The 21142-nt window shown below is 67.3% G+C and carries 16 protein-coding genes and 4 pseudogenes; 11 read left to right on the top strand and 9 right to left on the bottom strand.

Annotated features, from left to right (window positions below):
* Positions 1–40: 40 nt before the first annotated feature.
* A complete protein-coding gene (locus FBY35_RS00615) occupies positions 41–532 on the top strand; it encodes a hypothetical protein (protein ID WP_142211897.1) in 492 nt (163 codons plus the stop codon).
* Between the two features lie 1425 nt (positions 533–1957).
* On the opposite strand, the gene FBY35_RS00600 is transcribed toward FBY35_RS00615, so the two are convergent.
* Positions 1958–3013 (bottom strand): hypothetical protein, encoded by a 1056-nt coding sequence (locus tag FBY35_RS00600; protein ID WP_142211895.1) that lies wholly within the window; start codon positions 3011–3013, stop codon positions 1958–1960.
* Positions 3014–3199: 186 nt separating this feature from the next.
* Between FBY35_RS00600 and FBY35_RS00595 the strand changes: the two genes are divergently transcribed.
* The 5 genes and pseudogenes from FBY35_RS00595 to FBY35_RS00580 all read left to right on the top strand — a co-directional run bounded on the left by FBY35_RS00595 (position 3200) and on the right by FBY35_RS00580 (position 5380).
* Positions 3200–3463 (top strand): helix-turn-helix transcriptional regulator, encoded by a 264-nt coding sequence (locus tag FBY35_RS00595; protein WP_142211894.1) that lies wholly within the window; start codon positions 3200–3202, stop codon positions 3461–3463.
* Positions 3464–3551: 88 nt separating this feature from the next.
* A pseudogene (locus FBY35_RS36565) lies at positions 3552–3965 on the top strand (DUF6083 domain-containing protein); the annotation flags it as partial.
* A gap of 55 nt (positions 3966–4020) precedes the next feature.
* On the top strand, positions 4021–4440 hold the full coding sequence (locus tag FBY35_RS00590; protein ID WP_142211893.1) for an RNA polymerase sigma factor: 420 nt from the start codon (positions 4021–4023) through the stop codon (positions 4438–4440).
* Positions 4437–5147 (top strand): hypothetical protein, encoded by a 711-nt coding sequence (locus tag FBY35_RS00585; RefSeq protein ID WP_142211892.1) that lies wholly within the window; start codon positions 4437–4439, stop codon positions 5145–5147. Before FBY35_RS00590 ends, FBY35_RS00585 begins: the two co-directional genes overlap by 4 nt.
* Positions 5144–5380: a hypothetical protein gene (locus FBY35_RS00580; RefSeq protein ID WP_142211891.1), complete on the top strand. Its 237-nt coding sequence runs from the start codon at positions 5144–5146 to the stop codon at positions 5378–5380. The genes FBY35_RS00585 and FBY35_RS00580 overlap by 4 nt, the downstream gene beginning before the upstream one ends.
* Before the next feature lie 246 nt (positions 5381–5626).
* Here the strand turns inward: FBY35_RS00580 and FBY35_RS00575 are convergent, their stop codons facing one another.
* The 3 genes from FBY35_RS00575 to FBY35_RS00565 form a co-directional block, all read right to left on the bottom strand.
* Positions 5627–6064 carry a hypothetical protein gene (locus FBY35_RS00575; RefSeq protein ID WP_142211890.1) on the bottom strand — a complete coding sequence of 146 codons (438 nt, stop codon included), beginning with the start codon at positions 6062–6064 and terminating at the stop codon, positions 5627–5629.
* 195 nt (positions 6065–6259) lie between these two features.
* Positions 6260–6691, bottom strand: coding sequence for an SMI1/KNR4 family protein (locus FBY35_RS00570; RefSeq protein ID WP_142211889.1), 432 nt, complete (start codon positions 6689–6691; stop codon positions 6260–6262).
* 399 nt (positions 6692–7090) lie between these two features.
* Positions 7091–7384: a solute carrier organic anion transporter gene (locus tag FBY35_RS00565; RefSeq protein ID WP_142211888.1), complete on the bottom strand. Its 294-nt coding sequence runs from the start codon at positions 7382–7384 to the stop codon at positions 7091–7093.
* A 207-nt stretch (positions 7385–7591) separates the two neighbouring features.
* On the opposite strand from FBY35_RS00565, the pseudogene FBY35_RS00560 reads away from it, so the two are divergent.
* The 5 genes and pseudogenes from FBY35_RS00560 to FBY35_RS00535 form a co-directional block, all read left to right on the top strand.
* A pseudogene (locus FBY35_RS00560) lies at positions 7592–7933 on the top strand (DUF4265 domain-containing protein); the annotation flags it as partial.
* Positions 7934–8452: 519 nt separating this feature from the next.
* Positions 8453–9517, top strand: coding sequence for a hypothetical protein (locus FBY35_RS00550; protein ID WP_142211886.1), 1065 nt, complete (start codon positions 8453–8455; stop codon positions 9515–9517).
* A 189-nt stretch (positions 9518–9706) separates the two neighbouring features.
* Positions 9707–10618, top strand: a complete 912-nt coding sequence (locus FBY35_RS00545) for a hypothetical protein (protein ID WP_260848445.1) — start codon at positions 9707–9709, stop codon at positions 10616–10618.
* 735 nt (positions 10619–11353) lie between these two features.
* Positions 11354–17545, top strand: coding sequence for a DNRLRE domain-containing protein (locus tag FBY35_RS00540; protein ID WP_260848444.1), 6192 nt, complete (start codon positions 11354–11356; stop codon positions 17543–17545).
* 75 nt (positions 17546–17620) lie between these two features.
* Complete coding sequence (locus FBY35_RS00535; RefSeq protein ID WP_142211884.1) at positions 17621–17857, top strand: hypothetical protein; 237 nt, start codon at positions 17621–17623, stop codon at positions 17855–17857.
* Positions 17858–18083: 226 nt separating this feature from the next.
* On the opposite strand, the gene FBY35_RS00530 is transcribed toward FBY35_RS00535, so the two are convergent.
* The 5 genes and pseudogenes from FBY35_RS00530 to FBY35_RS37880 all read right to left on the bottom strand — a co-directional run.
* Positions 18084–18371 carry a hypothetical protein gene (locus tag FBY35_RS00530; RefSeq protein ID WP_142211883.1) on the bottom strand — a complete coding sequence of 96 codons (288 nt, stop codon included), beginning with the start codon at positions 18369–18371 and terminating at the stop codon, positions 18084–18086.
* A gap of 665 nt (positions 18372–19036) precedes the next feature.
* Positions 19037–19492 (bottom strand): hypothetical protein, encoded by a 456-nt coding sequence (locus tag FBY35_RS00525; RefSeq protein ID WP_142211882.1) that lies wholly within the window; start codon positions 19490–19492, stop codon positions 19037–19039.
* 228 nt (positions 19493–19720) lie between these two features.
* Positions 19721–19975, bottom strand: coding sequence for a hypothetical protein (locus FBY35_RS36750; protein WP_260848443.1), 255 nt, complete (start codon positions 19973–19975; stop codon positions 19721–19723).
* Positions 19976–20017: 42 nt separating this feature from the next.
* Positions 20018–20164: pseudogene (locus tag FBY35_RS37885) on the bottom strand (hypothetical protein); the annotation flags it as partial.
* 542 nt (positions 20165–20706) lie between these two features.
* A pseudogene (locus tag FBY35_RS37880) lies at positions 20707–20997 on the bottom strand (ankyrin repeat domain-containing protein); the annotation flags it as partial.
* Between the last annotated feature and the right edge of the window lie 145 nt (positions 20998–21142).

Genomic DNA, 21142 nt, shown 5'->3' with positions numbered 1-21142 from the left:
CATAGGGGGCTGCGATAATCGTGCAAAGCTGGGAGTTGAAGTGGCTGGAATTCGAGTGGTGGTCTGCCTCCCCGCGCAGGCGGCCGATAACGTCGAGGCCGCGATAGCCGATGTCCTCGCGCCCTTCGAAAGGGACTCAGGTATCGAATGGCGGGAAATCTGGGATTCGTGGACGATCCGCGGCGGAAGCGAAACGACCGGCTTCTCGGTGCTCCCTGGATTTGAGGGTGATCCCAAGCTGATCCACGATTCGCCTCGCTATGACGGTAAGCCCATGCCCAGCCTGCTCGGCAAGTGTGCGGGCGGCCCCAGAGGAATGCTCGACCTCTCCACTCTTCACGAGTGGATGCCGGACCTGTTGACGCTGGACGGCTGGTGGATCGAGGACGGTGATCCCGTGCATGGCACCTGCGACGGCTCTGAGGTCTGCCCGCACATGCAGGACGGGCTCAGGTACGCCGAGGATCCCGTGGGATATCTGGAAGGCCTTGCCTCAGACGTGATCCTTATCAGGCTCCGCTGCCACGGCTAGTGGCGGCTAGAGGTTGTCGCGTACGGGGCGAGGATTATCCAGTGAGGGCGAGGTTGTGTAGGCGGGCGATGCCGAGCATTGGCTTGGTGAACACCGTGCGGCAGTCCCGCATGACCCTGCGCCAGGTGATCCAGGATGCGGTCGGCCGCAGACTTCGAGATCCCGAACGGTGGCGCCACCTGCCGCACGTGACTGCGGTGAGCCCACCTCACCTGACAGGGCGTACCAAGGGGCGCGAGGGGGCCCAGTGGAGCTCTTCGGTGTGCGGGTTGCAGGCCCATGCTTTGATCGTCCCGGCTTCAACGAGGTGGTCGAGTAGTGGGGCGAGGCCCGCGGGTTGGTGCCGCATGCTCGGCTGAGCCGTTCGGCTTCGACGCCGGTGCGTGCGGGGTTGGGAGAGTGGTGCGCCTCAAGGGCCAGTGCGGTCAGCCTTGCACTGGTGGACAGTACTCTCAGCGGTGCTGCGGAGGCGACGCGTAGTGCCCAGTCTGCGGCCCGCAGCCCCCAAGAGCTGTACCTGGCGGTCCGCCGACGCGGATGGTCGTGTTCGAGTGAGCGACCGGGGTCCCGGTCTCCGTCGGCGCGAGCTGATCCTTCGCGCCCCTCGCCGACCGACGCGGTCGCTGCGCCGTGTTGGGGGCACGTTGCCGCCTGCCCAGGCATGCCGTTCAGGCAGTGTCAGACGGGGCGGAAGATCTGCGCTGCCCCCTCGGGGGTGGTCGTCAGCTCCGGAGCACCTCCCGTCTTCGTTCGATACGGCACCCCTGCAACGGTTATCTCATCCTTGAGCCGGGTTAGCGGAATGTGCTGGGTGCGGCCGTCGGCTGGTCCACCGACAAAAGTGATGAGGACCGTTATGGAGCTTGGTTCCATCGATGGCGTCTCCTTCGCAGCTTTGGCATCGTCCGACAAGGAGGGCGAGGACAGGGATGAGGCAGCGGGCGCGACTTCATCCGATGCCGTGGCGCATCCCAAGGCTGGTGTGAGCAGGGCGATGCAGGCCACCGTCTTCAACGCCCATACGTATGCGGGGCGACCATCTCGAGCACGCCGGGTCACAGACTGCTTCAAGTCCAAGACGGCGCGGGACTCGGCGTCTCTGTCTTCTCCGTACGTCGCATCAGTGATCACGCTTGTTCCAGCGCGCAGAACCCCGAATCTGTCACACCACAGGCGACTGAAGGGGCCGCCGAGGGCTGAGAATTCCGCGGAGTCCTGGTCCGGCGGATCGCACCATGGGCCGTCGGCGTGATGCGCTCCTCCAGGTCGTCTCCGGCGCCGCTGACCCGGCAGGCGGGACCGGCGTCGTCGAGGAGGCGGGCGCGTTTGCCCTCAAAGTCGCCGCCCAGGCCTCCGCGTCTTCACATCCGAGAAGGGGTGACGACCAGGGGCGCGACTTGGGATGCCAATGCGGCCAGCTTGGCCTCATCTGACAGGGCGTGCTGCGGGGCGCGAGGGGGTCCAGTGGAGGTCTTCGGTGTGCGGGTCGCAGGCCCATGCTTTGATCGTCCCGGCTTCGACGAGGTGGTCGAGCAGTGGGCCGAGGTCGGTGGCTTTGATGCCGCAGGCCCGGCTGAGCCGGTCGGCTTCGACGCCGGCTTGAGTGTGGGCGGGGGAGCGGTGGGCGGCCAGAGCCAGCGCGGCTAGTCGCAGGCCAGCAGGCTGCCCCTTCAACGGTGCTCTGGAGATGACACGCAGCGCCCAGTCGGCGGCCTGAAGGCGTCCAGCACGGCCGCTTGCCTGAGTCAGGGGATCGAGCAGCTGAACTGGGAGGGCTGCGTCGTTCTGCCTGCTGATCCCACGCTGCACGGGGCACAGCCAACGGCGGCATTCCAACTCGTGCCAGTGCGCGCTGGCGTGGCCAAGTCGCATGGCGCGCAGCAGCCCGGTGGGGAGCCGGACCTGTCCGTGACGGTTGGCGCGCAGGGCGCATTGAAGGGCGAGGAGTCTGGCTTCGGGGCTGGTGCCGGTGGGGAGTGCGGCTGCGAGGTAGCTGAGCATTTCTTGGACGGGGACCTGCTCGGACGCACCCCGTGGTCGTCCCATGCGCTTTGCCGGACTGGAGCCGGGACCGTCACCGGGCAGACGCTGCGTCGACGAAGGGTTGAGCGCAGTGTCGGGGATGACTGCGGCATGGGGGGTGGCGGCTGCGCAGGAGGCGCAGGTGTCGGCGAGGCGCCAGGTGCGGCCGCCGTGTTCGCGGGTGAGGACGAGCAGGATGGGGCCGGTGCAGCCGCGGTGGCGTGGGTGCCAGCGGCAGTCCCGTTCGTGGCACTGACAGGTGCGCAGATGAGCAGGGAGGGCGTCGCTGCGGGCATGCCGTGCCAGGTGCTCCAGAACCGCAGGCCGTGCCGAAGTCGCCTGCAGGGCATGTCCGCTCGGTGAGCAGCGGGGGCAGTAGAGCACTGGTCCGCCGTGGTGGGGGCGTAGTTCGACGGTCCAGGTGCGGGGCACCGGTGGGTGCGTGCTGCACAGCCTCATGGTGCGCGCGTTCCTCCTGCTGTGGGCGCGGGGCTGGTCCGCTTACCGGCTCGTCTGGCTGAGGGAGCGGGGGTGTTGGCCGCACCGTAGTGCAGACCTCTGCCCTGCCGCTTGGGGCGGTCACCTGCGGAAATAGGGCAGAGGTCTGCACTGACAGGGCAGGTGTCTGCACCGTCGGATAGTGGAGTGACGATCTTCCCGCCCGACCCGAACCTCACCGCCCTCCGTTTGCAGCTGGCGCGGCTGAGGAGCGAACGCGGCTGGACCTACGACGAACTGGCCCGCCGCAGCGGCCTGGCCAGGCGCACCCTCATCGAGATCGAGCAGGGCCGCACCATCGGATCCCTCAAGACCTGGCACGCCCTCGCCCACGCCCTGAACGTGCCCGTCGATCACCTCTTCGCCACCCTCTGCGACGGCCACACGCCCCCCGCCGAATCCGCCGACTAACCCAGGCTGGACCCCAGTCGACAAACCACCCGATCCGGTCACCACCCTCGTCCGTACGTGCGACTGATCGTGCGCATGTTTCCAGCAGATGGGGCCGTTCGTGGGACGTTGGCGGCCCGGACGCCGTGCCCGCGGCGCGTCGCCTGTCACCTTCGCGGCTATGTGTTCCCTGACCACTCCGTCCGGCCGCCGCTGGGACGGCACCCCCATGGCTCCGCGGCGCCTGCGGGCACTGCGGGTTGCCGCGGACAGCCCGAGCCGGCTACTGCGCACCGCCCAACCCGGCCGGTGCCGGGAGTGCGGCAACCGCATCGACTGGTACACCCGCACCCAGGGGCGACCCGTCGGCCTGCACCCGCAGGAACTCGCCGCAGCTGCGGTCCCGGTCTCCTGCCGTTGGCACGCCGACTCCAGCATCGCGCACCCCGCGGGCGACGGCACCCCCTGGTGCCGTATCCCGCACCCTGTCCTGTGCCCCGCACACGAGCCCGCCGAGCCGCTGACGCCGCAGCTGGCAGAGGTGCGCCGTCGCCTCGCGCTGCGCACCCGGCGCCTGCTTGACACCGGCGCCCAGGGACGAAGCGCTCAGCAGCGAGAACACCGCCGCCTACGGCTGGAAGATCCTCCACGACGGAATCGTCGACGCCCTGCGCAAGCGGGACCGGCGCCCGGCCACCCTGGCCGGAATCGCATTCGAACCCTCCGTGCGCCCCCTGGCAGCCATACCGGACGAGGAGATCGACCAGGTATCGCTGCGGATGCAGGTCCGCGAAGCCGTGGAACGACTGCCCGACCGCCAACGCACCTGCGTCACTCTGCACTTCCTGCTGGGCGTGCCCATCAAGGAAGTCGCCTCCCTGATCGGCCTGTCCGACTCCACGGTGCGCTCCCACCTGGCCGTCGCCATGAACCACCTGGCCATCGAGCTCACCGAAACCGATCCGCCCGCCGCCCACGAGAAAGGCCACCACGGATGATCGAGGACATCTTGCGCGGAGCACGGGTCCCCACCCCCGCCTACACCCGCGACCAGCGCGCCGAAGATAACCGCCAACTACGCAAACGCATCGACCAAGCCGTCAGCCGCCGCGCCCAAGCCGCCCAACTCCGCGAAGAGGGATGGCTCGTACCCAGCTCCCCGGTTCTGGCCGAACTCCTCCTCCCCGACCACAGCGACAGGACACAAACCCTCAAGAAGCGCCTCGAGCGCGACCTGAAGGACCTCTGCAAAGCAGTCCTCCGAGCCCCAGGCACCGGAGACCGTCTCGTCGAGTTCGCCGACGCCTCCAGCCCCACCGACCAGGTCGGCGCCCGCGCATTTGGTTGTCTGCTGTACCTCGGCGACCAGGACGCCAACGACGGCGCCCGGTTCTGGTGGCGCTACGCAGCCGGCGTCGGCGACTCCACCGCCGCCTACGCCCTCTTCCTCGAAGGCCTGCTGCGCGACGAGCCCGCCGAAGCCGTGCACTGCTACCGCGCATGGGACGGCTCCGGGTTCCTATGTGACGAGGACTGGGACACCGCCCCCGCTCGCATCAGCCCGGCCGAACCGACCCTGCGCGCCGAAGTCGACGAGCACATCCAGGAAGTCACCGGGCCAGCTGGCGCAGAACACCTGCTCATCCCGTCGGGGTACCTCGGCGAACTGTCACAGAGCGAGCGGGACGAACTGTGCCACCAATGACCGACGCAAACCGGGAGCCAGTCCAACGGCACACCTGCAGTTCGCTGTCACAGCAACTCGCACGGGCAGCCCAATGGGTACCTGCCGCGGTGGTCCTGCTGACCGCCGCCGCAATCCTGGCCTTGATCGTCACAGGCCACACTGAGCCGATCCAGGCCATCGCCGTCTTCGGCACCGCAACGGCCCTCGGCGAAGCCGCCGTGACCGTGACGGTCAACATCATCCGCAGATGACGTCCTGGGGTGGAGGCAGCAACCTCTACCCCACCTCCCGCAGGCACCCCCGGGTCGAAAGCTCCGTCTCTCGTCGACCGTGTTCTTCCGACCCACCACCAGCAATGACGGCGCGGGTCCTCACCGGCCCTGAAAACGGCGCACATCCCCTCGCGACCCAACTCGGTCCGTCAGTGACCGCCCTCGTCAGCTATGCAGGAGCTGGGCTCTGACGGAACCTGGAGGCCGCTGCGCAGGCCTCGTTTCCTAGTGGCCGTAGATGTGCCCTCGCACCAGTGGGTCGTTCTCCAGGATGAAGTCAGAGACTTTCCAGAACTCGTTCAGCCGCGGGTGCTGCAAGGCGGCTTCACGATCAAGCTTGAGCCCGAAGAGCGGCCCATCGGGATGGGCGAGGCCGGCAGTCACAAGCGTGGAGGCAGGCGTTGTCTGCCCCACCACCGGACCGACACGACAGGCGAAGGCAACGTGGTCGCTCCATTGGTCAGGCCCTTCACCCCACGTACCGAAGATGACGTCTATCCAGGCATCGTGGTCTCGGTCGGTGTGGTGGTAGCAGTTCGCGAAGTACACGGCGTGCGGAGCACCGTCGGCATGGATGAAGTCCCACGCCCGCTCAATGGGGGCATTGCAGCAATCGCACTTGAACTCGCGAGTCTGGCGGTCGGGACCGAAGGTCAGCAGCATGCGCACATGATGCTCGATCCGGTGATCAGAGCACCTGGCGGGTGCCGCGTCCCCCACGCCTGCCCGATCGGTCGGGGGCCAGCGGGGAGCCGCGGGGAACAAGAGTGATGAGGCCGCTCTCCCGCAGGTGAGCGGTGCCGCAGCTCAGCAGGCAACTGCGTACTTGGTCGTCCAAACTAGGGACGTGGAGGGTGGCTATCGGTACCAGTCGCCATCGCCCGCGAGGGAACGGTGCAGGTAGTCCTCCAGCTCGCGTGCAGCCCACAGCCGACTGTCATCCTCGTGGTCCCAGACGAAGATGTCCGGGCGCTGGGGCGTCAGCACGAAGGCGAACTGGTCGCCTCCGCCGTTGTCGCCGAAGAACAGCAGCGGGTCGAAGGGCATGTACAGGCCCGGGAACGTATCGGGGGACCAGAACTGCAGGTTCTGCTCCACAATCCGATCCAGGGACCAAACGACGTCAGTCCCGTACTCGCCGACTATCCCGTTGGTCTCCGTCAGAAGAGCAGTCAGTTGCGTCGGCAGGACTCGGCCAAAACGCTGCTCTGCCTCGGCTAGAGCAGTCGCGTCAACGGGTGCCCGGAACTCGACTTCGGCCAAGGCTTCGGCAGCGGCTTCTTTCCACACAGGCGCAGCTTAGGCCGAAGGGCTGACCGCCCGGACAACAGGCTTGTACAGCAGCGCCGTACCGCAACCCCAGCAACCACCCTAGCCCGGTAGCGCCCCTACATGGCCAAGAAGCGACCGGAATGACCGTCGCTGACCGATCCGGCTAGAGCTACGGATCAGAAGGCGAACGTGCCAGATCCGTGCCAGATCGAGAAACCGGGCGTCGAATTGGCCGCCCGAGCATGAGCAACCGCTCCTTCTCGCCGTGCGCTTGTGGTCTGCGGCGAGGCGGCGCCCGAGGACGGCGCAACCTGCGCGCACCCCAGTACGCCCGCGTCGGCGCGCTGGAGGTGCGGTTTGGGTAGGGCTCGCGGGGGTCCCCGCCGAAGAGCACCGCACCGAATTCGGCGATGGGGGTCAGCCTTTGCGGCGTAGCGTCGATCCCTGACCCGCTGCGAGGACCGCCAGGCCGCAGAGCACCAGCGCGTTGAGGAAACGCATCTCCCATGGACCGGTTGGTGTGGTCCGGAAGTGGAGCAGGCCCTGCACCAGACAGGCCGTGCCCACGATGAGTGCTCCGAGTCCGTAAATCCGCGGCTTCTTGACTTTGCGGCGCGCCCAGGGCCAGGTCCATCCGGTGAGTATCGAGGCCGTTCCCAGGGCCATCGACAGCGGGCCAACGACGATGGCGACTCCCATGACCCAGTCCACGGGCTCCTCTTTCTGTTGATGAGCAGCCGCAGGGAACTGCGGGAGATGTAGGCGACGACGCGGCCGGTCAGCCGTTTCGGTGACCTTAACGCGGTTCAGCAGGTGCGTTGCGGGTGGGCGACGGAGATTTAGCCTCCGGCTGTCCTGTGACGGCGGAGGTTGATTTCCAGTTCAGACCCGGTGCGAGGTGTCATTGACGAGCGGCACATGATGGCCGTCATGGAGAACGTGGTCGAGAAGATCAAGGTCTGGTTCCGGTTCGCCCCTCGCGAGGGGTGGTTCCCGCAGGACACCGAGGGCCTGTGGGCGACGAAGCTCGGCGATGACACGGCGAGTGTGCAGAACGCCCCTTTCCTTCAGGACGGGGTGGCCGAGGGCGATGTAGTGCGGTACCAGACCGACCTCGACGGGCTCCACTGGGCTGTCGGACGGGTCAGTTCCTCCGGCAACTGCACGATCCGTGTGGTGCCCGTGCCCACCGGTCCCCTGGGACGCAGCCCGCAGGCGGTACATCAGCGCCTGACGGAATTCGGACTCGGAGGCGAGGTCTGCCGGAGCGACCGGTAGGGGAGTGAAGGCGAGGCAGGGCGCCGATCTGGGGTGTGGATCTCGGGGCGTCATGGCCCCTCGGCCAACCGGGCCCGCTGGCTCCAACGTCCCATCACGATTGCGAGGAAGTCGCTGCGCGCATATCAGGTGTAGCGGTACGGTCCGGACGACAGCACCGAAATAGGGGGACAGGGATGCTGGTGGAGGCGTTGACGGCGCTGGCCGCAGCGGGGGGAACCGCGGTGGTGCAAGCTGCGGGCACGGATGTGTGGGTGGATTTCCGGCAGCGGGTGGCCGCCTGGTTCGGACGCGGACGCGACCAGCATGAGCCGACGGCTGGACTTCTGCTTGGTCGGATGCGTGCGTCGACGAGGGCAAGGGTGCCCGCTCTCCCACGACATGATGCTCGGCCTGCTCGTTCGCCCTGATGACGCAGAGTCTTGTCCAGCTGTCGCCCCGGCCAGCGCCTGCGCTTGAAAATGCTGCATATGCGTCAACGCGGGCCGTCACAATTGGTCCATGACGCTTGACCGTGCTGCTTCGGCATCGCCACTGCGGCGCCCTTCCGGGGCGGCGATCAACCCGATGGTGCTGACTGGGCCGATGCTGCTGCCCATCCTCGACACCAATGCGCTGCTGACCGAAGCCTGCAACATGGTCAAGCACGAACGGCAGCAGGACAAGGTCACCGCGCTGGCTGGCACCGGCCGGGCAACTCCCCACATTGCTGCGCACGTTCCCGGCGAGATCGACGAACACTTGGCCAGGGTCGCGTCCGACTACCAGGTGCCGGAACGGCAGGTGCGCCGCCTGCTCGGACAGCAGATCCTTCCCGCCCTTCGCGTGGTCGACCTGGAGATCCGCGACCACCTGGCCCCGCAGACCCGGCACATCCTCCGGGTAGACCTATGCCTGGAGCCCCGGCACCGCGGAGACCCGGATGACGCGCCCACGATGGCGCTCGCGGAGTTCCTGGGGCCCTGCGTCATCGTCACCCAGGACAGCGTCTTCTCCCGCTTCGGGTTCGCGGTCGTCGACTGGATCCCCGTCGCCCAGAACCTGCTGCGCCTGGCTGGTCTGGAGGCCACCGCCGCGAACGCGCTGGTCCTCATCGACCTTGCCCTCCGGTTGTTCGGTGCGGGTGCGCAGCGGCTGGTGGGCCTGGCCGTGCGCAACCCGCTGCCGGCGGCAGCCACCGCGGCCGGGCTGCTGCTGTGGGGCTATCGCCGCGGCTACCTGTCCCGCAGCGACTGGCGGCAGCGCATCTCGCGACTGGGGGAGCTGGCTATACCGCTCATCGAACAGGGCAACGCCGCCATGCTCGAACACCGAGCGATCAGCGACACGCTCATGGTGGTCCAGCCGCCGGCCTATCCCACCACCGAGCAGCTGGCCGCCCGGTACCTCGCCCGTTGTAGCCGGCCCTTGACCCCGGGCGAGCTGCGTGACGCGCTCGGCCGCCAGGGCCACGTAGTCTCCGCCGCGCAGCTCCGGCGCCATATGCGCGTCCACCGCGCCTTCGTCCGTGCCCCCGGTGACCTGTGGACCCTCGGCCACCCGGTGCAGGGATTCCGCCAGCCATAGAGATCCGAGCTGGCGCGCACCGGGCCGTGCCGTCAAAGCAAGGAGGCACACGGACGACCTCACGGACTGCTTGGGGCGACAGCCGACCCGTTGGGACAGCTCCGTGGACCTGGGGTCTGGCCTGTATCCGGCTTCGCCGGGGTGCAATTGTCTGGTGCTGGCGGGGCATCGCGCGAGACGATGCAGGACATGAAGGATCAGCGGGCCAAGGAGTTCGCGAGGTGCGCGGTGGCGCTGGCCCTGGCGCTTCGGGAGACATCGGGGATCGGAGACACCCTTGAGGCGGATGTCGCGAGGGGCGGAAATCCCTTTGCCCCACCACCCGTCGCGAGGGCTGAGGATCCCTTTGCTCCTTCCTTGGCGGGGAGTGAGGGGATCTTCGACCAAGCACTGACCAACGGCCTGGCGGCGATCGTGGCCCACGAGTGGCCTGGTGAAGAGAAGGACAAGAAGGGCCGCGTGCTCTATGCCCGCCAACTCCTGTGCGTGATCGAGAAACACGTGACCCCGGGTGCCGATGGCGATCTCGTCATCCCCGACCCTCGCGGGGACCGCCCGCCGCCACAGAGCCCGGCGGACTCCAACTTCCATTGGCGCCAGCTGCCCGCTCTCGACACGCGGATTGACGCGCGTGTGCTCGTAGACGGTCTCGACGTCAGCCAGTCAGCCCGGCACGCCCGGGGCACGGGAGGCCTGGAGCGCCAGCACATCGATGCCCTTTTGGCGCTTGATGACCACAAGAGCCTGCGGACCATGAGCGAGCAGCACGCAGATCGGGCGTGGGAGAACGCCAGGGAAGAGGACCGGCATTCCGCAACGCGGGCCGCCGCGTTCCTCGAACTGATCGGTGACGACGAAGCCGCCCGACGAGCGGAAGGGGTCGATAACCCCAACGAATACCACCCGAAACACAACCCGAACGGCCACGATCTCGACACCTGCCCCATCTGCGGGTACAGAACGTTCTGCGTCCAGGGCCTCGACATCAGAGGGCGGGTCGGCTTCGGACAGTGCCTGATTTGCACGTACATCCGCAGCCCTGACACCGCGGATGACGAAGGCTACGGCGAACACCTCGCGTGGCTCGACGGCAAGGACTGACGTGCCGTCATAAGGCAGGCCTCCGACCCCGAGGGCCGCCGGGGATACCCACTGCACGCCCAGCTCGGCCCGTGTGGCCCGCCCTCTTGGGGCACCGCGGCGGTAAGGCGACATATCCCTCAGCGGGCTAAACCTCGGTTGATGGCGCGGGGGGTGACGGTGCCGCAGGTCGCTGACCTTATGGAGTGTCACCAGGTCACCGTTCGTGAGGCGGGCGGTCCATCGCTTCCGGGCGGGTGGGTTTGATGCTAGTTCTCCCTCCGGCGCTGGGTCATGCCGCCGGGTTGCCAATTTCCCACCTTGATCGACTTTACTGTTCTTGTACCTTTGCTGGCCGGAACTCTCCTTAGGCTGTGGTGAGTTGTCTGCAACAGCGTTCGGGTTCCACGAAATAGGTAAAGCTTACCCCAAGTCACTTCGTTGCCGTTCCTTTGCCCTTCGGGGGTGCCTTCGAGTCCCTCGAAGGCCTTCGAAGCACAGCCAAAGGCTTTTCATTCCGCTCATATCGCCTTGCCGACTACGGCGGCGGCTGGCAGTTCTGGCCTGTCAGCGACCCCGAGCGCACGCCACTTGACCTGGGGCTGTAGATCTCCTCATCGATCTCCTGTGTGGAGATCCATTGAAGGAGATGCAATGGGTTCTTGGTTCAGGGGCGGGCCACCCGGCCCGTTCAGTGTGTCCGCTGCGCCGTCGGCTCGTAGACGGTTGCGTCGGATAGCGGGCTCGCTGGCGCTGATGCTGGCCGCTGAGACGGCGTTGGTGGCGGAGTCCACCGGGGAAGCGATAGCGCTGACCGCCGAGACGCCAGCCGTGTCCGCCCCATCTGTGGTGGCGGCGGGACCGGCAGAGGCAAAGAATGAGGCTTCCGCGCTGCTGATGGCGCGGCTGCAGGGCCGGAAGATCGAAGTGCTGTCGGAACGGACGGCGGACTCGACAACGTATGCACTGCCGACCGGAGATCTGCAGACAACAAGCTACGCTGGGCCCATCCGGGTCGAGCAGAACGGCGTCTGGCGGGCCATCGACACCGGGCTGACCGATACCGGCCCTGCCCTGACGCCGCAGGCCGCGGCCGCGGATATCACGGTCTCCGATGGCGGCGACACTGCTCTCGCCAGCGTCGCCAAGGGGGAGAAGTCCTTCGGGCTGGGCTGGGAGAGCAAGCTGCCCACGCCGACGGTGAAGGATGACACCGCCTCCTACGCCCTGGGCGGCGGGCAGACGCTGACCGTCACGGCGCTGCCGCAGGGTTTCTCGCAGAACGTGGTCCTGACGCAGGCACCGCAGGCGGAGGTGTCGTATCGCATCCCGCTGGACCTGGACGGGTTGAAGCTGTCTCAAGCGCAGTCGGGTCACCTGTTGCTGAACGACTCCGGCGGCAAGCTGGTGGCCGAGGCGCCGGCTCCGATGATGTGGGACTCCAGCAGGAACCCTGCCTCCGGTGAGCCAGAACACCAGGCCAAGGTCGACACGAAGATCGAGACCGCCGCGGACGGCTCTCAGACGCTGGTGCTCACCCCCGAGGCAGGCTTCCTGGCCACAGCGACCTACCCGGTGACGGTGGACCCGACCTCCACACTCGCGGTCACCACGGACACCTGGCTCCAGACGCCGGATTACACCGACTCGCAGGTCTCTTCGACCGAGCTGAAGTCGGGAACGTACGACGGCGGGACGCACAAGGCGCGCTCGTACCTCAACTTCGACGTGTCGAAGTTCGCGGGCAAGCACATCACCGACACGAACCTGGCCCTGTACTCGTACTACTCCTCGACCTGCTCCACGTCCGGGGCAGGCACGCAGGTCCGCCGGATCACCTCCAACTGGTCCTCGTCGACCATTACCTGGGGTGCCCAGCCGACAACCACCACCACGGGCGCGGTGACCAACACCGCCGCACTGGGCTACAGCTCCTCCTGCCCAGCCGGCACGATGAACTTCGACATCGACGCCATCGTGCAGGCCTGGGCCAACGGCTCGGCCAACTACGGCCTTCAGATCCTCGGGGCCAACGAGACCGACACCCTGACCTGGCGCCGTTTCCGCTCGGCGAACTACATCTCCGGGGACAACTCGGTCGAACCACATCTGACGGTCACGTACAACTCCTATGCCACCACTTCGGCGCTGGCTATCTCGCCGTCGGTGGTGAACGCCTACAACGGCAAGCGGTACGTCACCTCGCTCACCCCCACACTGTCGGCCAAGGTGAGTGACGCGGACGGCGGCAGCGCCCAGGCTCAGTTCGAGCTCACCGCGGATCCGGCCTACAGCGACACCACCTACGCGTACACGGCTTACGGCAAGACAGTGCCGGCAGGGTTCACATCGACCCTTGCGGTGCCCTCGGCCAACGCCTTTCCGGCCGGCACTCACCTGCGCGCACGGTCTCGGGCCTTCGACGGCACCGACTACGGTTCCTGGTCCGGCTACACCACCTTCGTGCTGAACACCGGTCTGCCGGCCGCACCGACCGTGTCCTGTGCCACCTACGCTCAGGACACCTGGGCGGCCAAGGCCGCCGGGGCGGTGACCTGCACGCTGGATACAACATCCACCGACGGCCAGGGCTTCAAGTGGGGCCTGGACGACCCGGCTTTGTCCAAGCGGGTGGACGACACCGCCGACGGCAACGGCGGCGACCCGCTGACCGTGTCCATCAGCCCCGCCGACGGCTGGCACACCCTGTACGCCCAGACCGTCGACTCCGGCGGCAACCTGTCCACCAGCACCACCAAGTACAACTTCGGCGTGGGCGCGGACGGCGCCGCGCTGCTCACTCCAGGCGCCGGCGACACCAGCGCCCGCCGGCTCAGCCTGACGTCCAAGGGCAAGTCCACCTACACCGGGGTGACCTACCAGTACCGGCGCGGCGAGACCGACTCCTGGAACACCGTCCCTGTCGCAGACGTCACCAAGACCTCCGACGGTTCGACCGTCTCCGCCTGGCCGGTCCCAGTCAGCAACGGCTCTCCGGCCGCGCTCACCTGGAATGTGACCTCCTCGCTGTCGCAGGACGGGCCGATCGATGTCCGCGCGGCGTTCACCGACGGCACGACCACCGGCTACTCGCAGTCCAGCACCATCACCGTGGACCGCAATGCCGGCACCGCTCCGTCCGAGCAGGTCGGCTCCGGCTCGGTCAACACGCTGACGGGCGACTTCACCCTCTCCGCCACCGACGCCTCCGGGTTCGGCCTGTCGGTGTCGCGCACCGCGTCCTCACGCCGCCCGACCGCCGGTTCGGACGCCGAGGGCCAGGTAGCGATCTACGGCCCGCAGTGGACCTCCGGGACCACCGCGGAGCTGACTGATTCCGACTGGGCCTACGTGCGCAAGACCTCGGCCACCTCGGTGGCGCTGGTCGACGTGGACGGCAGCGAGACCGGTTTCACCACCACGAGTTCCAACGGCTGGAAGCCGGAACCCGGCGCCGAGGATCTGACCCTGTCCGGTTCACTGTCCGGTTCGTTCACACTCAAGGACGACGAAGGCACATCCACCACATTCGCCAAGGTGGACTCCGCGGCGACGACCTGGCAGGTGTCCAGCACCTACCTGCCGACGGCCAACTCCACCACCAAGATCGTCTCCGAAAAGGTCGTCTCCGGCAGCGACACGCTGGCCCGACCGAAGTACGCCATTGCCCCCACCTCGGCAGTGACATCCTCCGCCTGCGAGACAACGCCGTCGACGGCCGGTTGCCGGATGCTGGAGTTCGTCTACGCAACCTCCACCACCGCGACCCCCGTCACCTTCGGCGACTACACCGGCCGACTGAAGCAGATCAAGCAGTGGACCACTGATTCCGGCGCATCGGCCGCCACGGCGACTGTGGTTGCCGAGTACGCCTACGACGATGCCGGCCGCCTGCGCCAAGAGTGGGACCCACGGGTCAGCCCGGCGCTCAAAACGACGTACGCCTATGACAGTGCGGGCCGCGTCACCACCCTGACCCCGGCCGGCGAACTGGCCTGGACGTTCACCTACGGCACAGCCGGAAACGCAGCCACCGCCGGGCCCGGCATGCTGCTCACCGCATCCCGGCCGAACCTGACACGGGGCAGCCAGAGCGACCTGGACGGCACGACCGCCATCACATCGGTCGTCTACGACGTGCCGCTCACTGGCACCAGCGCCCCCCAGGCCATGGGCACCAGCAACGTGGCTGCATGGGGACAGACCGACGTGCCGGCCGACGCCACCGCCCTCTTCCCGGTCGACTCCATCCCGCTGTCCCACAGCGGCTCGGACCTGACGGCGGCGAACTACGGGCGGGCGACCGTCACCTACACCGACGCCTCCGGCCGCGAGGTCAACACCGCCTCTCCAGGCGGGCACATCACCACCACCGAGTACGACCAGTTCGGCAACACAGTCCGCAACCTCAGCGCAGGCAACCGCGAGCTCGCCCTGGCTACCAGTGGTGACCTGCTGACCGAGCTCAAAACGCTGGGCATCGACGGCATGTCAACCGCCGATCGCGCCCAGCAGCTGTCCACCCGCTCGGTGTTCTCCAGCGACGGCCAGGGCGAGACCGACGAGTACGGCCCGCTGCACCAGGTCACCCTGACCTCGGCGCTCCAGGCCGGCACTGGCGGCACCGACCTGCCCGCCAACACCCACATCGCGGCACGGCAGCACACTGCCAACACCTACGATGAGGGCCGCCCCACCGACGGAACCGCGACCATCAGCAACCAGCTCACCACAGTGAAGACCGGTGCCTTCGTGGAGGGCTACCCCTCCGACGGCGACGTACGCACCACCACCACCGAGTACGACTGGGTCAAGGGCGTTCCCACCAACACGGTCACCGACCCAAGCGGTCTGGCCCTCCCCACAGCCACGTCGTACGACTCCCAGGGACGCGTCACCAAGACCACGCAGCCCAAGTCCAACGGCACCGACGCCGGCGCCATGGTGACCACCTACTACGCGGCCACCGGCACCGGAGCCTGCAACGGTCGCCCTGCGTGGGCCGACCTCGTGTGCTCCACAGGACCCGGGGGCGCCATCACCGGCGGCGGCTCCAACCCCAGCCAGCTACCGACCAAGACCATTGAGTACGACCGGTGGGGCAACGCAACCAAGGTCACCGAGACCGCCAACTCCGTCACCCGCACCACCACCACGACCTACGACAGCGCCGGCCGCGTCACCACGACGGCCATCACCGGCGGACTCGGCACCGCAGTGCCCACTACCACCACCACATATGACGCCGACAGCGGCGACGTGGCCACCGTGAGCGCGGGCGGGCAGACCATCACCCACACATACGACCGGCTCGGACGGGAGATCTCCTACAACGACGGCGCGGGCAACGCCGTAGCCACCGAATTTGACAACCTGAACCGACCGGTGAAGACCACCGACTCCGCACCGTCTTCCACCACCTACACCTACGACACAGCCAAGGACCCGCGCGGCCTGGAAACCTCGCGCACCGACTCCCTGGCGGGCAACTTCAGCGCCACCTACGATGCCAACGGCAACCTGGCAGCCGAAACCCTGCCCGGCGGCTACACCCTGGCCATCGCCCAGGACGAGACCGGAGCGGAGACGTCCCGGGTCTACACCCGCGACAGCGATGGCACCGTTGTCGCTTCCGACACCGCCGACCAGTCCACCCATGGCCAGACCGTCATGGCGACCGGCAACAATGGCCAGACCCATGCCCGGAGCTACACCTACGACGCGGCAGGGCGTCTCACGCGGGCCGACGACACCGCCCCCGACGCGTCCTGCACCCGCCGCGACTACACCTTCGACGACAACACCAACCGCACGGCCCTCGCTGTCGCCACCAGTGCTATCGGTGCCTCCTGCACCAGCACCGGAGCGACGACCACGTCGTACACCTACGACACCGCCGACCGGCTGATCGCCACCGGCGTCGTCTACGACGCGTTCGGCCGCACCACCACTCAGTCCAGCGGCGCCACCATCGGCTATTACGCCAACGACCTCGTTCGCAGCCAGACCTCCGGCACCAGCCGGCAGACCTGGACCACGGATGCGGCTGGCCGCCTCGCTGCCTGGACCACCGAAACTGACAACGCAGGTACCTGGACCCAGACCGGATCCAAGACCAACCACTACGGAGCGGATGGCGATAGCCCCGACTGGACCCAGGAGGCCGCGGGAACACTTACTCGCAACGTCCAAGGGATCAGCGGAGACCTCGACGCCACGACAAGCGCCAGCGGCGACACGGTCCTCCAATTGACCGACATCCATGGCGACGTCACCGTTCAGCTTCCACTGGACCCCACCGAGGCGCCCATGGCCTTGGCCTACGACGAGTACGGCAACCCCGCAGCCGACACCGCAGCCACCCGCTACGGCTGGCTCGGAAGCAAGCAACGCTCAGCCGAAACCGTCACGGGTGCCACCCTCATGGGGGTACGTCTGTACGACCAAGGCACCGGACGTTTCCTGTCAGTTGACCCCGTGTACGGAGGCAGCGCCAACTCGTACGATTACGGTCACGCCGACCCCGTGAATAACTTCGACCTCGACGGGAAACGGTGCTGGAATCCGTGGAGTGAGCGCTGCAGGAGCAAGAACAACACAGTCAGCTTCCTCTACTCGGTAGGCTCAATCTGCTTCTCGTGGTGCCCTTACGCTGGAGTAGCGGGAAGGACCTACAGGGCCTACCGGCAAGGGAAACGCGCCTGGCACTACGGGAGGAAGGCGTGGCGCGTCTATAGGAGCAGAGGGTGGCGAGGGCTCTCTGGTCACACCAGGAGTTGGGCCCGGCGCCAGGGGTGTGTTTCCAGCGGATCCGGATTCGCGGCATGCGGATGGGCTGCGGTTGGCGGTGTCACTGGAATAACGGAGGGCTGGGGGCATGCCCAAAACGTCTGGAGGCTCGGGCGCGGCAAGTGGAGAGCCATCAGGAGGGGCCACTGGTGGAGATGAAACGGTCCCAGCTAGTTAGATAGCCCACCTTCAGGCATGCGTAAAGTGGGGCGGATCCGGACTAGGATCCGCCCCATGCAGCAAGCGGACATCCTCCAAAGAAAAAGGCGAAGAATGAAAGAAGCCAAGCCATGGAATGGGATTTCATGGAAAATTTCAGCCGTGTGCGCGGCCACGGCCCTTTGGAAAGTGCTGGAGCAAGTCTTCTCCGATAAGGGCCCTTCACTCCTACCAACCGCGATATACTCGGCGATTTTTGCGGCATTTGTCTATTGGGCCGGGGCTGACCTTCAGCACGGGAAACGCAATTGACCGCGAGAGCCATCTCAAGACTCACGCTGCCTCGCAGCACGGTGGTTAAACGGTGCCATCGGCCTGCTGGGCGACCAATGGGCATTATCGGGGGACGTCGCACGTGAACGTCGTACCGCCCGTCGGGCGGAGGGGCTTGCCCTTGGGACCTTCGTCGTTTCCGGAACCAGATCCTCGCGGCGTTCGCGGTACCGCATCTCGTGGCGGAGGCGGGGATTCATGCACGTCATGCGGCGGTACGGCGGACCTTCCACCGGAACGTCCACTCCACCTGTCGCCGTCCGTCGAAGGCATCCGCGTCACCGTCCGCGTCGGCCTGCGCCGGTCGTTGGGCAGCGGCGAGGTCGAGCACGCGCACGACGCCGTCGCCCACGGTCGGCACAAGGCCCGACTGCTTCGCCTTGGCCTTCGCCTTCTTCCGGGCAGCTGGCGGGAGGACGTTGTGCCGCTTGAGGTCGACCGACTGCCTCGTGCCGGAGTTCTGTTGCATCATCTGCCACGCGGTGTAGAGCACGCTGACCCCAGTCGTGTGGGGTGCCCGGCTGCGGCTGGTCCTCGAAGCGCTCGCCGAGCGGCAGGATGGCCTCGTCCTGCCAGTGCAGGGGCCCCCACAGCTCGGCGTAGCGGCGGGTGACGGGCGTGTGTGCGCATGAGTATCGACTCCCGGGCCGGGGTTGACGGGCGGGGGGCGCCGCTCATCGTGGCCCGGAGGAGTCGATGCGGGTAGATCTCGCAGGGTGAAGTTCCGGTGACAACCCGTCAACAACCGGATTGAGGACCCGCAACCGCACTCGGGCGATGGTGCTTCGCACCTTCACACCGGCTGCCAGGAGAGGAACCAGGCCGGTGCGCAGAGCGGATTGAGGCAGAGCCACCCAGCTGTGACGCTTGATCGGGTGGCGGGAGGGCCGGTTGGAGATGAACGTCGTAAGAGCGGCACACCGCCGTGCTAGCACCCAGGGTCTGCCGCACACCGAACACCGTTCGACGTGCCCGTATGGCATGTTCAGTCCGCCCCGGAACCGCCCTCCGCCATCGCCAAGCGGCGCAACCAGGTCCGGGGTGACGCGATTGGGATCATCCCGTCCCGTACTTCCGGGTTCGTGGAAAGCGCACCGGGTGGGTGCGCACCCGGTCGGCGATGTGCCGATCGGGTGCGCACGGTCAGGCAGAAGTCGGTCAGTAGTTGAACGACACGATCGCGTCGCGCGAGCAGAAGTCTGGGAGGGCGTTGCGGTCGACGCACACGTGAATCGCGGCGCGTGCTGCGGTCGCTTCATGCCTCAGCCTGCGGGACAGGAGCCCGCTGGCGTGAGTGTGGGTTCGGGCGGTCTCGCTGCTGCCAGCGCTTTCCCACTTGCCCTCTACGAGGAAGAAGAATTCCACCCTTACGAACGTGGGCATGCCATCGTTGCGCAGGTCACGCCAGTTGGCGCCGACTGTGGCGTAGACACCCCCGTTGTTGGCGAAGTCTCCATCTGCGGAGCCGATGGCCGTATGGCCGCTCTTGGCGTAGATCGGGCCCCAGTGTTTGCCGGCTGCATTGGCGGCAGGCGCCACCACCGTCGACGTGAGCAGTGACGCGGCGACCATCGCGGACGCCGTGAGAACGCTCCGGAATCCAACTCGTGCCATGATCCCTCCCAGATCAGCTAGGCGCATCGTCCGAATGCGCGAGCGGAGCATGGCACGGGCTTCGGCTTGGCCGTGACGCGAATGAACCCGTTCAACCCGATCGGACCATCCGATGGCCAAAACCCTATCCTCGTGGCGTACTTCGACGCGCTGGGTGCATTGACCTTCAGCGTTGTTCACACCTGATCGGTGGCTGCCTTCGAGTGCGGTGTGGCAGCGGTGGTCGGGTTAGCGGCCGCCTCGGCGCCGCGCGTAACGCCATGCCGCGCCGAGGTAGTGCTCCTCATCCGGGTCGGAGGGCTGCGGCGGGCCAAGTCGGCTGGCCCCTTCCACGCACCGTTCGTCGTCGTGGAGGGCGAGCCCGTACACCGCGAAGACCTGGACGCGGCGGTCCTCGTCGTCCAGCAGAGCAGCCATGGCATCGGTGAGGACGGGATCGTGGTCCTTGCCATCAGCAAACGTGAGGCAGGCGTCCTGCCGCACCCCTGCTTCCGGGTCGCGTATCAGCTCTCGCAGCGCCTCGCGAACGGCATCGGAGAAGGCAGGTGGCGAGGGCCAGGCACTGAGCCCGCGCGCCACCGCCCGCCGGACTCGGGTGTCATGGTGGCCGGCGTGGGGCAGGAGGGCCACTTCCACTCGGGGGTCGGCGTGTTCTCCGAGAGCGACCAGCACCTCGGCGAGGACGGCGGGGTCCGTCTCCTTGGCAGACCAGTCGGTAACGTATCCAGGGCGGGGATGGCGAACGCGTCCTCGTCACTGTCGTCGAAGAGATGGGTCAGCCGCAGGACCTCGGCACCGAACAACCGGTGAACCGGGTCCGTGTGCGTGCGCAGTGCCGCAGCAGCCGTCCAGGTCTCCCGGTCGCGCCGGTGAGCCAGCAGCATGGTGGCACTTGCCCATGCCGTGTGGTTCTGGTCGGCGTGGGCCAACGCCCGGTCCATGAGCTCCTCGAACGAGGTGCGGACGCCGAGCAGCTCCTCCAGGTGCGTGAGGATCGCCCCATGCCCGTCCCGAACGGTCATACCGTCAAGGGTGAACTCGTCGACGCTGTTGAACTCGTCGTCCTGGACCCGGGTCCGGGTGACGACATCCTCGGAACCTGTGCGCTGCCGCAGTTCGGCCACGACCCCCGTATCCCGCCAGTGGCGGGCGAGGTCCCGCATGCCCAGTAGCTCCGACTTGGCGTAGCGTCCCCGGATCCTGTCATCCAGGAGGGCTTGGACCAACGCGGGCGAGCCCGAATCGACCGCCTCGCGTAGCGGCAGCAGGCTGCCCGGTGCGCACTGGCGGGGATCCACGCCGTACTGGAGCAGCAGTTGGGCGATGGCCGCGAAGCGCGCCCGAACCGCCAGGCAGAACGCGGCGGCGCCCACGGTGGGACCGCTGTCCTCCCGGAGAAGTCTCTTCACCGAGGCGGTGTCTCCGGCCCGGACCGCGTAGATCAGCGGAGACTCGGCGTCCGCTGCACCGTTCACACCTGTATCCCTACCGGGATCCGTACCCATACTTCTGCTCCCCGTCGCGTTACTTTACCGATGGCGCGCCGGAGGTGGTCGGTGTCCAGCAGGGCCTGGGCCTGTCTCCAGACGCGGTTGCCGTGACGGTCGAACTGCATCTGGGTGACCCGCTCGACAGCCTCCCGGCGGCGTT

Source organism: Streptomyces sp. SLBN-118 (assembly GCF_006715635.1).
Lineage (GTDB): Bacteria > Actinomycetota > Actinomycetes > Streptomycetales > Streptomycetaceae > Streptomyces.
The sequence above is the reverse complement of the archived record's forward strand: the minus strand, read 5'-3'. Positions and strand labels throughout refer to the sequence as shown.

Coding starts and splice junctions, on each gene's coding strand:
- FBY35_RS00575 (WP_142211890.1), bottom strand. CDS start 6,064: ATGCTGCTGACCTTCGGTCCCGACCGCCAGACTCGCGAGTTCAAGTGC.
- FBY35_RS00580 (WP_142211891.1), top strand. CDS start 5,144: ATGACCGACGCAAACCGGGAGCCAGTCCAACGGCACACCTGCAGTTCG.
- FBY35_RS00540 (WP_260848444.1), top strand. CDS start 11,354: ATGCTGGCCGCTGAGACGGCGTTGGTGGCGGAGTCCACCGGGGAAGCG.
- FBY35_RS00545 (WP_260848445.1), top strand. CDS start 9,707: ATGAAGGATCAGCGGGCCAAGGAGTTCGCGAGGTGCGCGGTGGCGCTG.
- FBY35_RS00585 (WP_142211892.1), top strand. CDS start 4,437: ATGATCGAGGACATCTTGCGCGGAGCACGGGTCCCCACCCCCGCCTAC.
- FBY35_RS00525 (WP_142211882.1), bottom strand. CDS start 19,492: ATGGCACGAGTTGGATTCCGGAGCGTTCTCACGGCGTCCGCGATGGTC.
- FBY35_RS00600 (WP_142211895.1), bottom strand. CDS start 3,013: ATGAGGCTGTGCAGCACGCACCCACCGGTGCCCCGCACCTGGACCGTC.
- FBY35_RS00550 (WP_142211886.1), top strand. CDS start 8,453: ATGACGCTTGACCGTGCTGCTTCGGCATCGCCACTGCGGCGCCCTTCC.
- FBY35_RS00535 (WP_142211884.1), top strand. CDS start 17,621: ATGCAGCAAGCGGACATCCTCCAAAGAAAAAGGCGAAGAATGAAAGAA.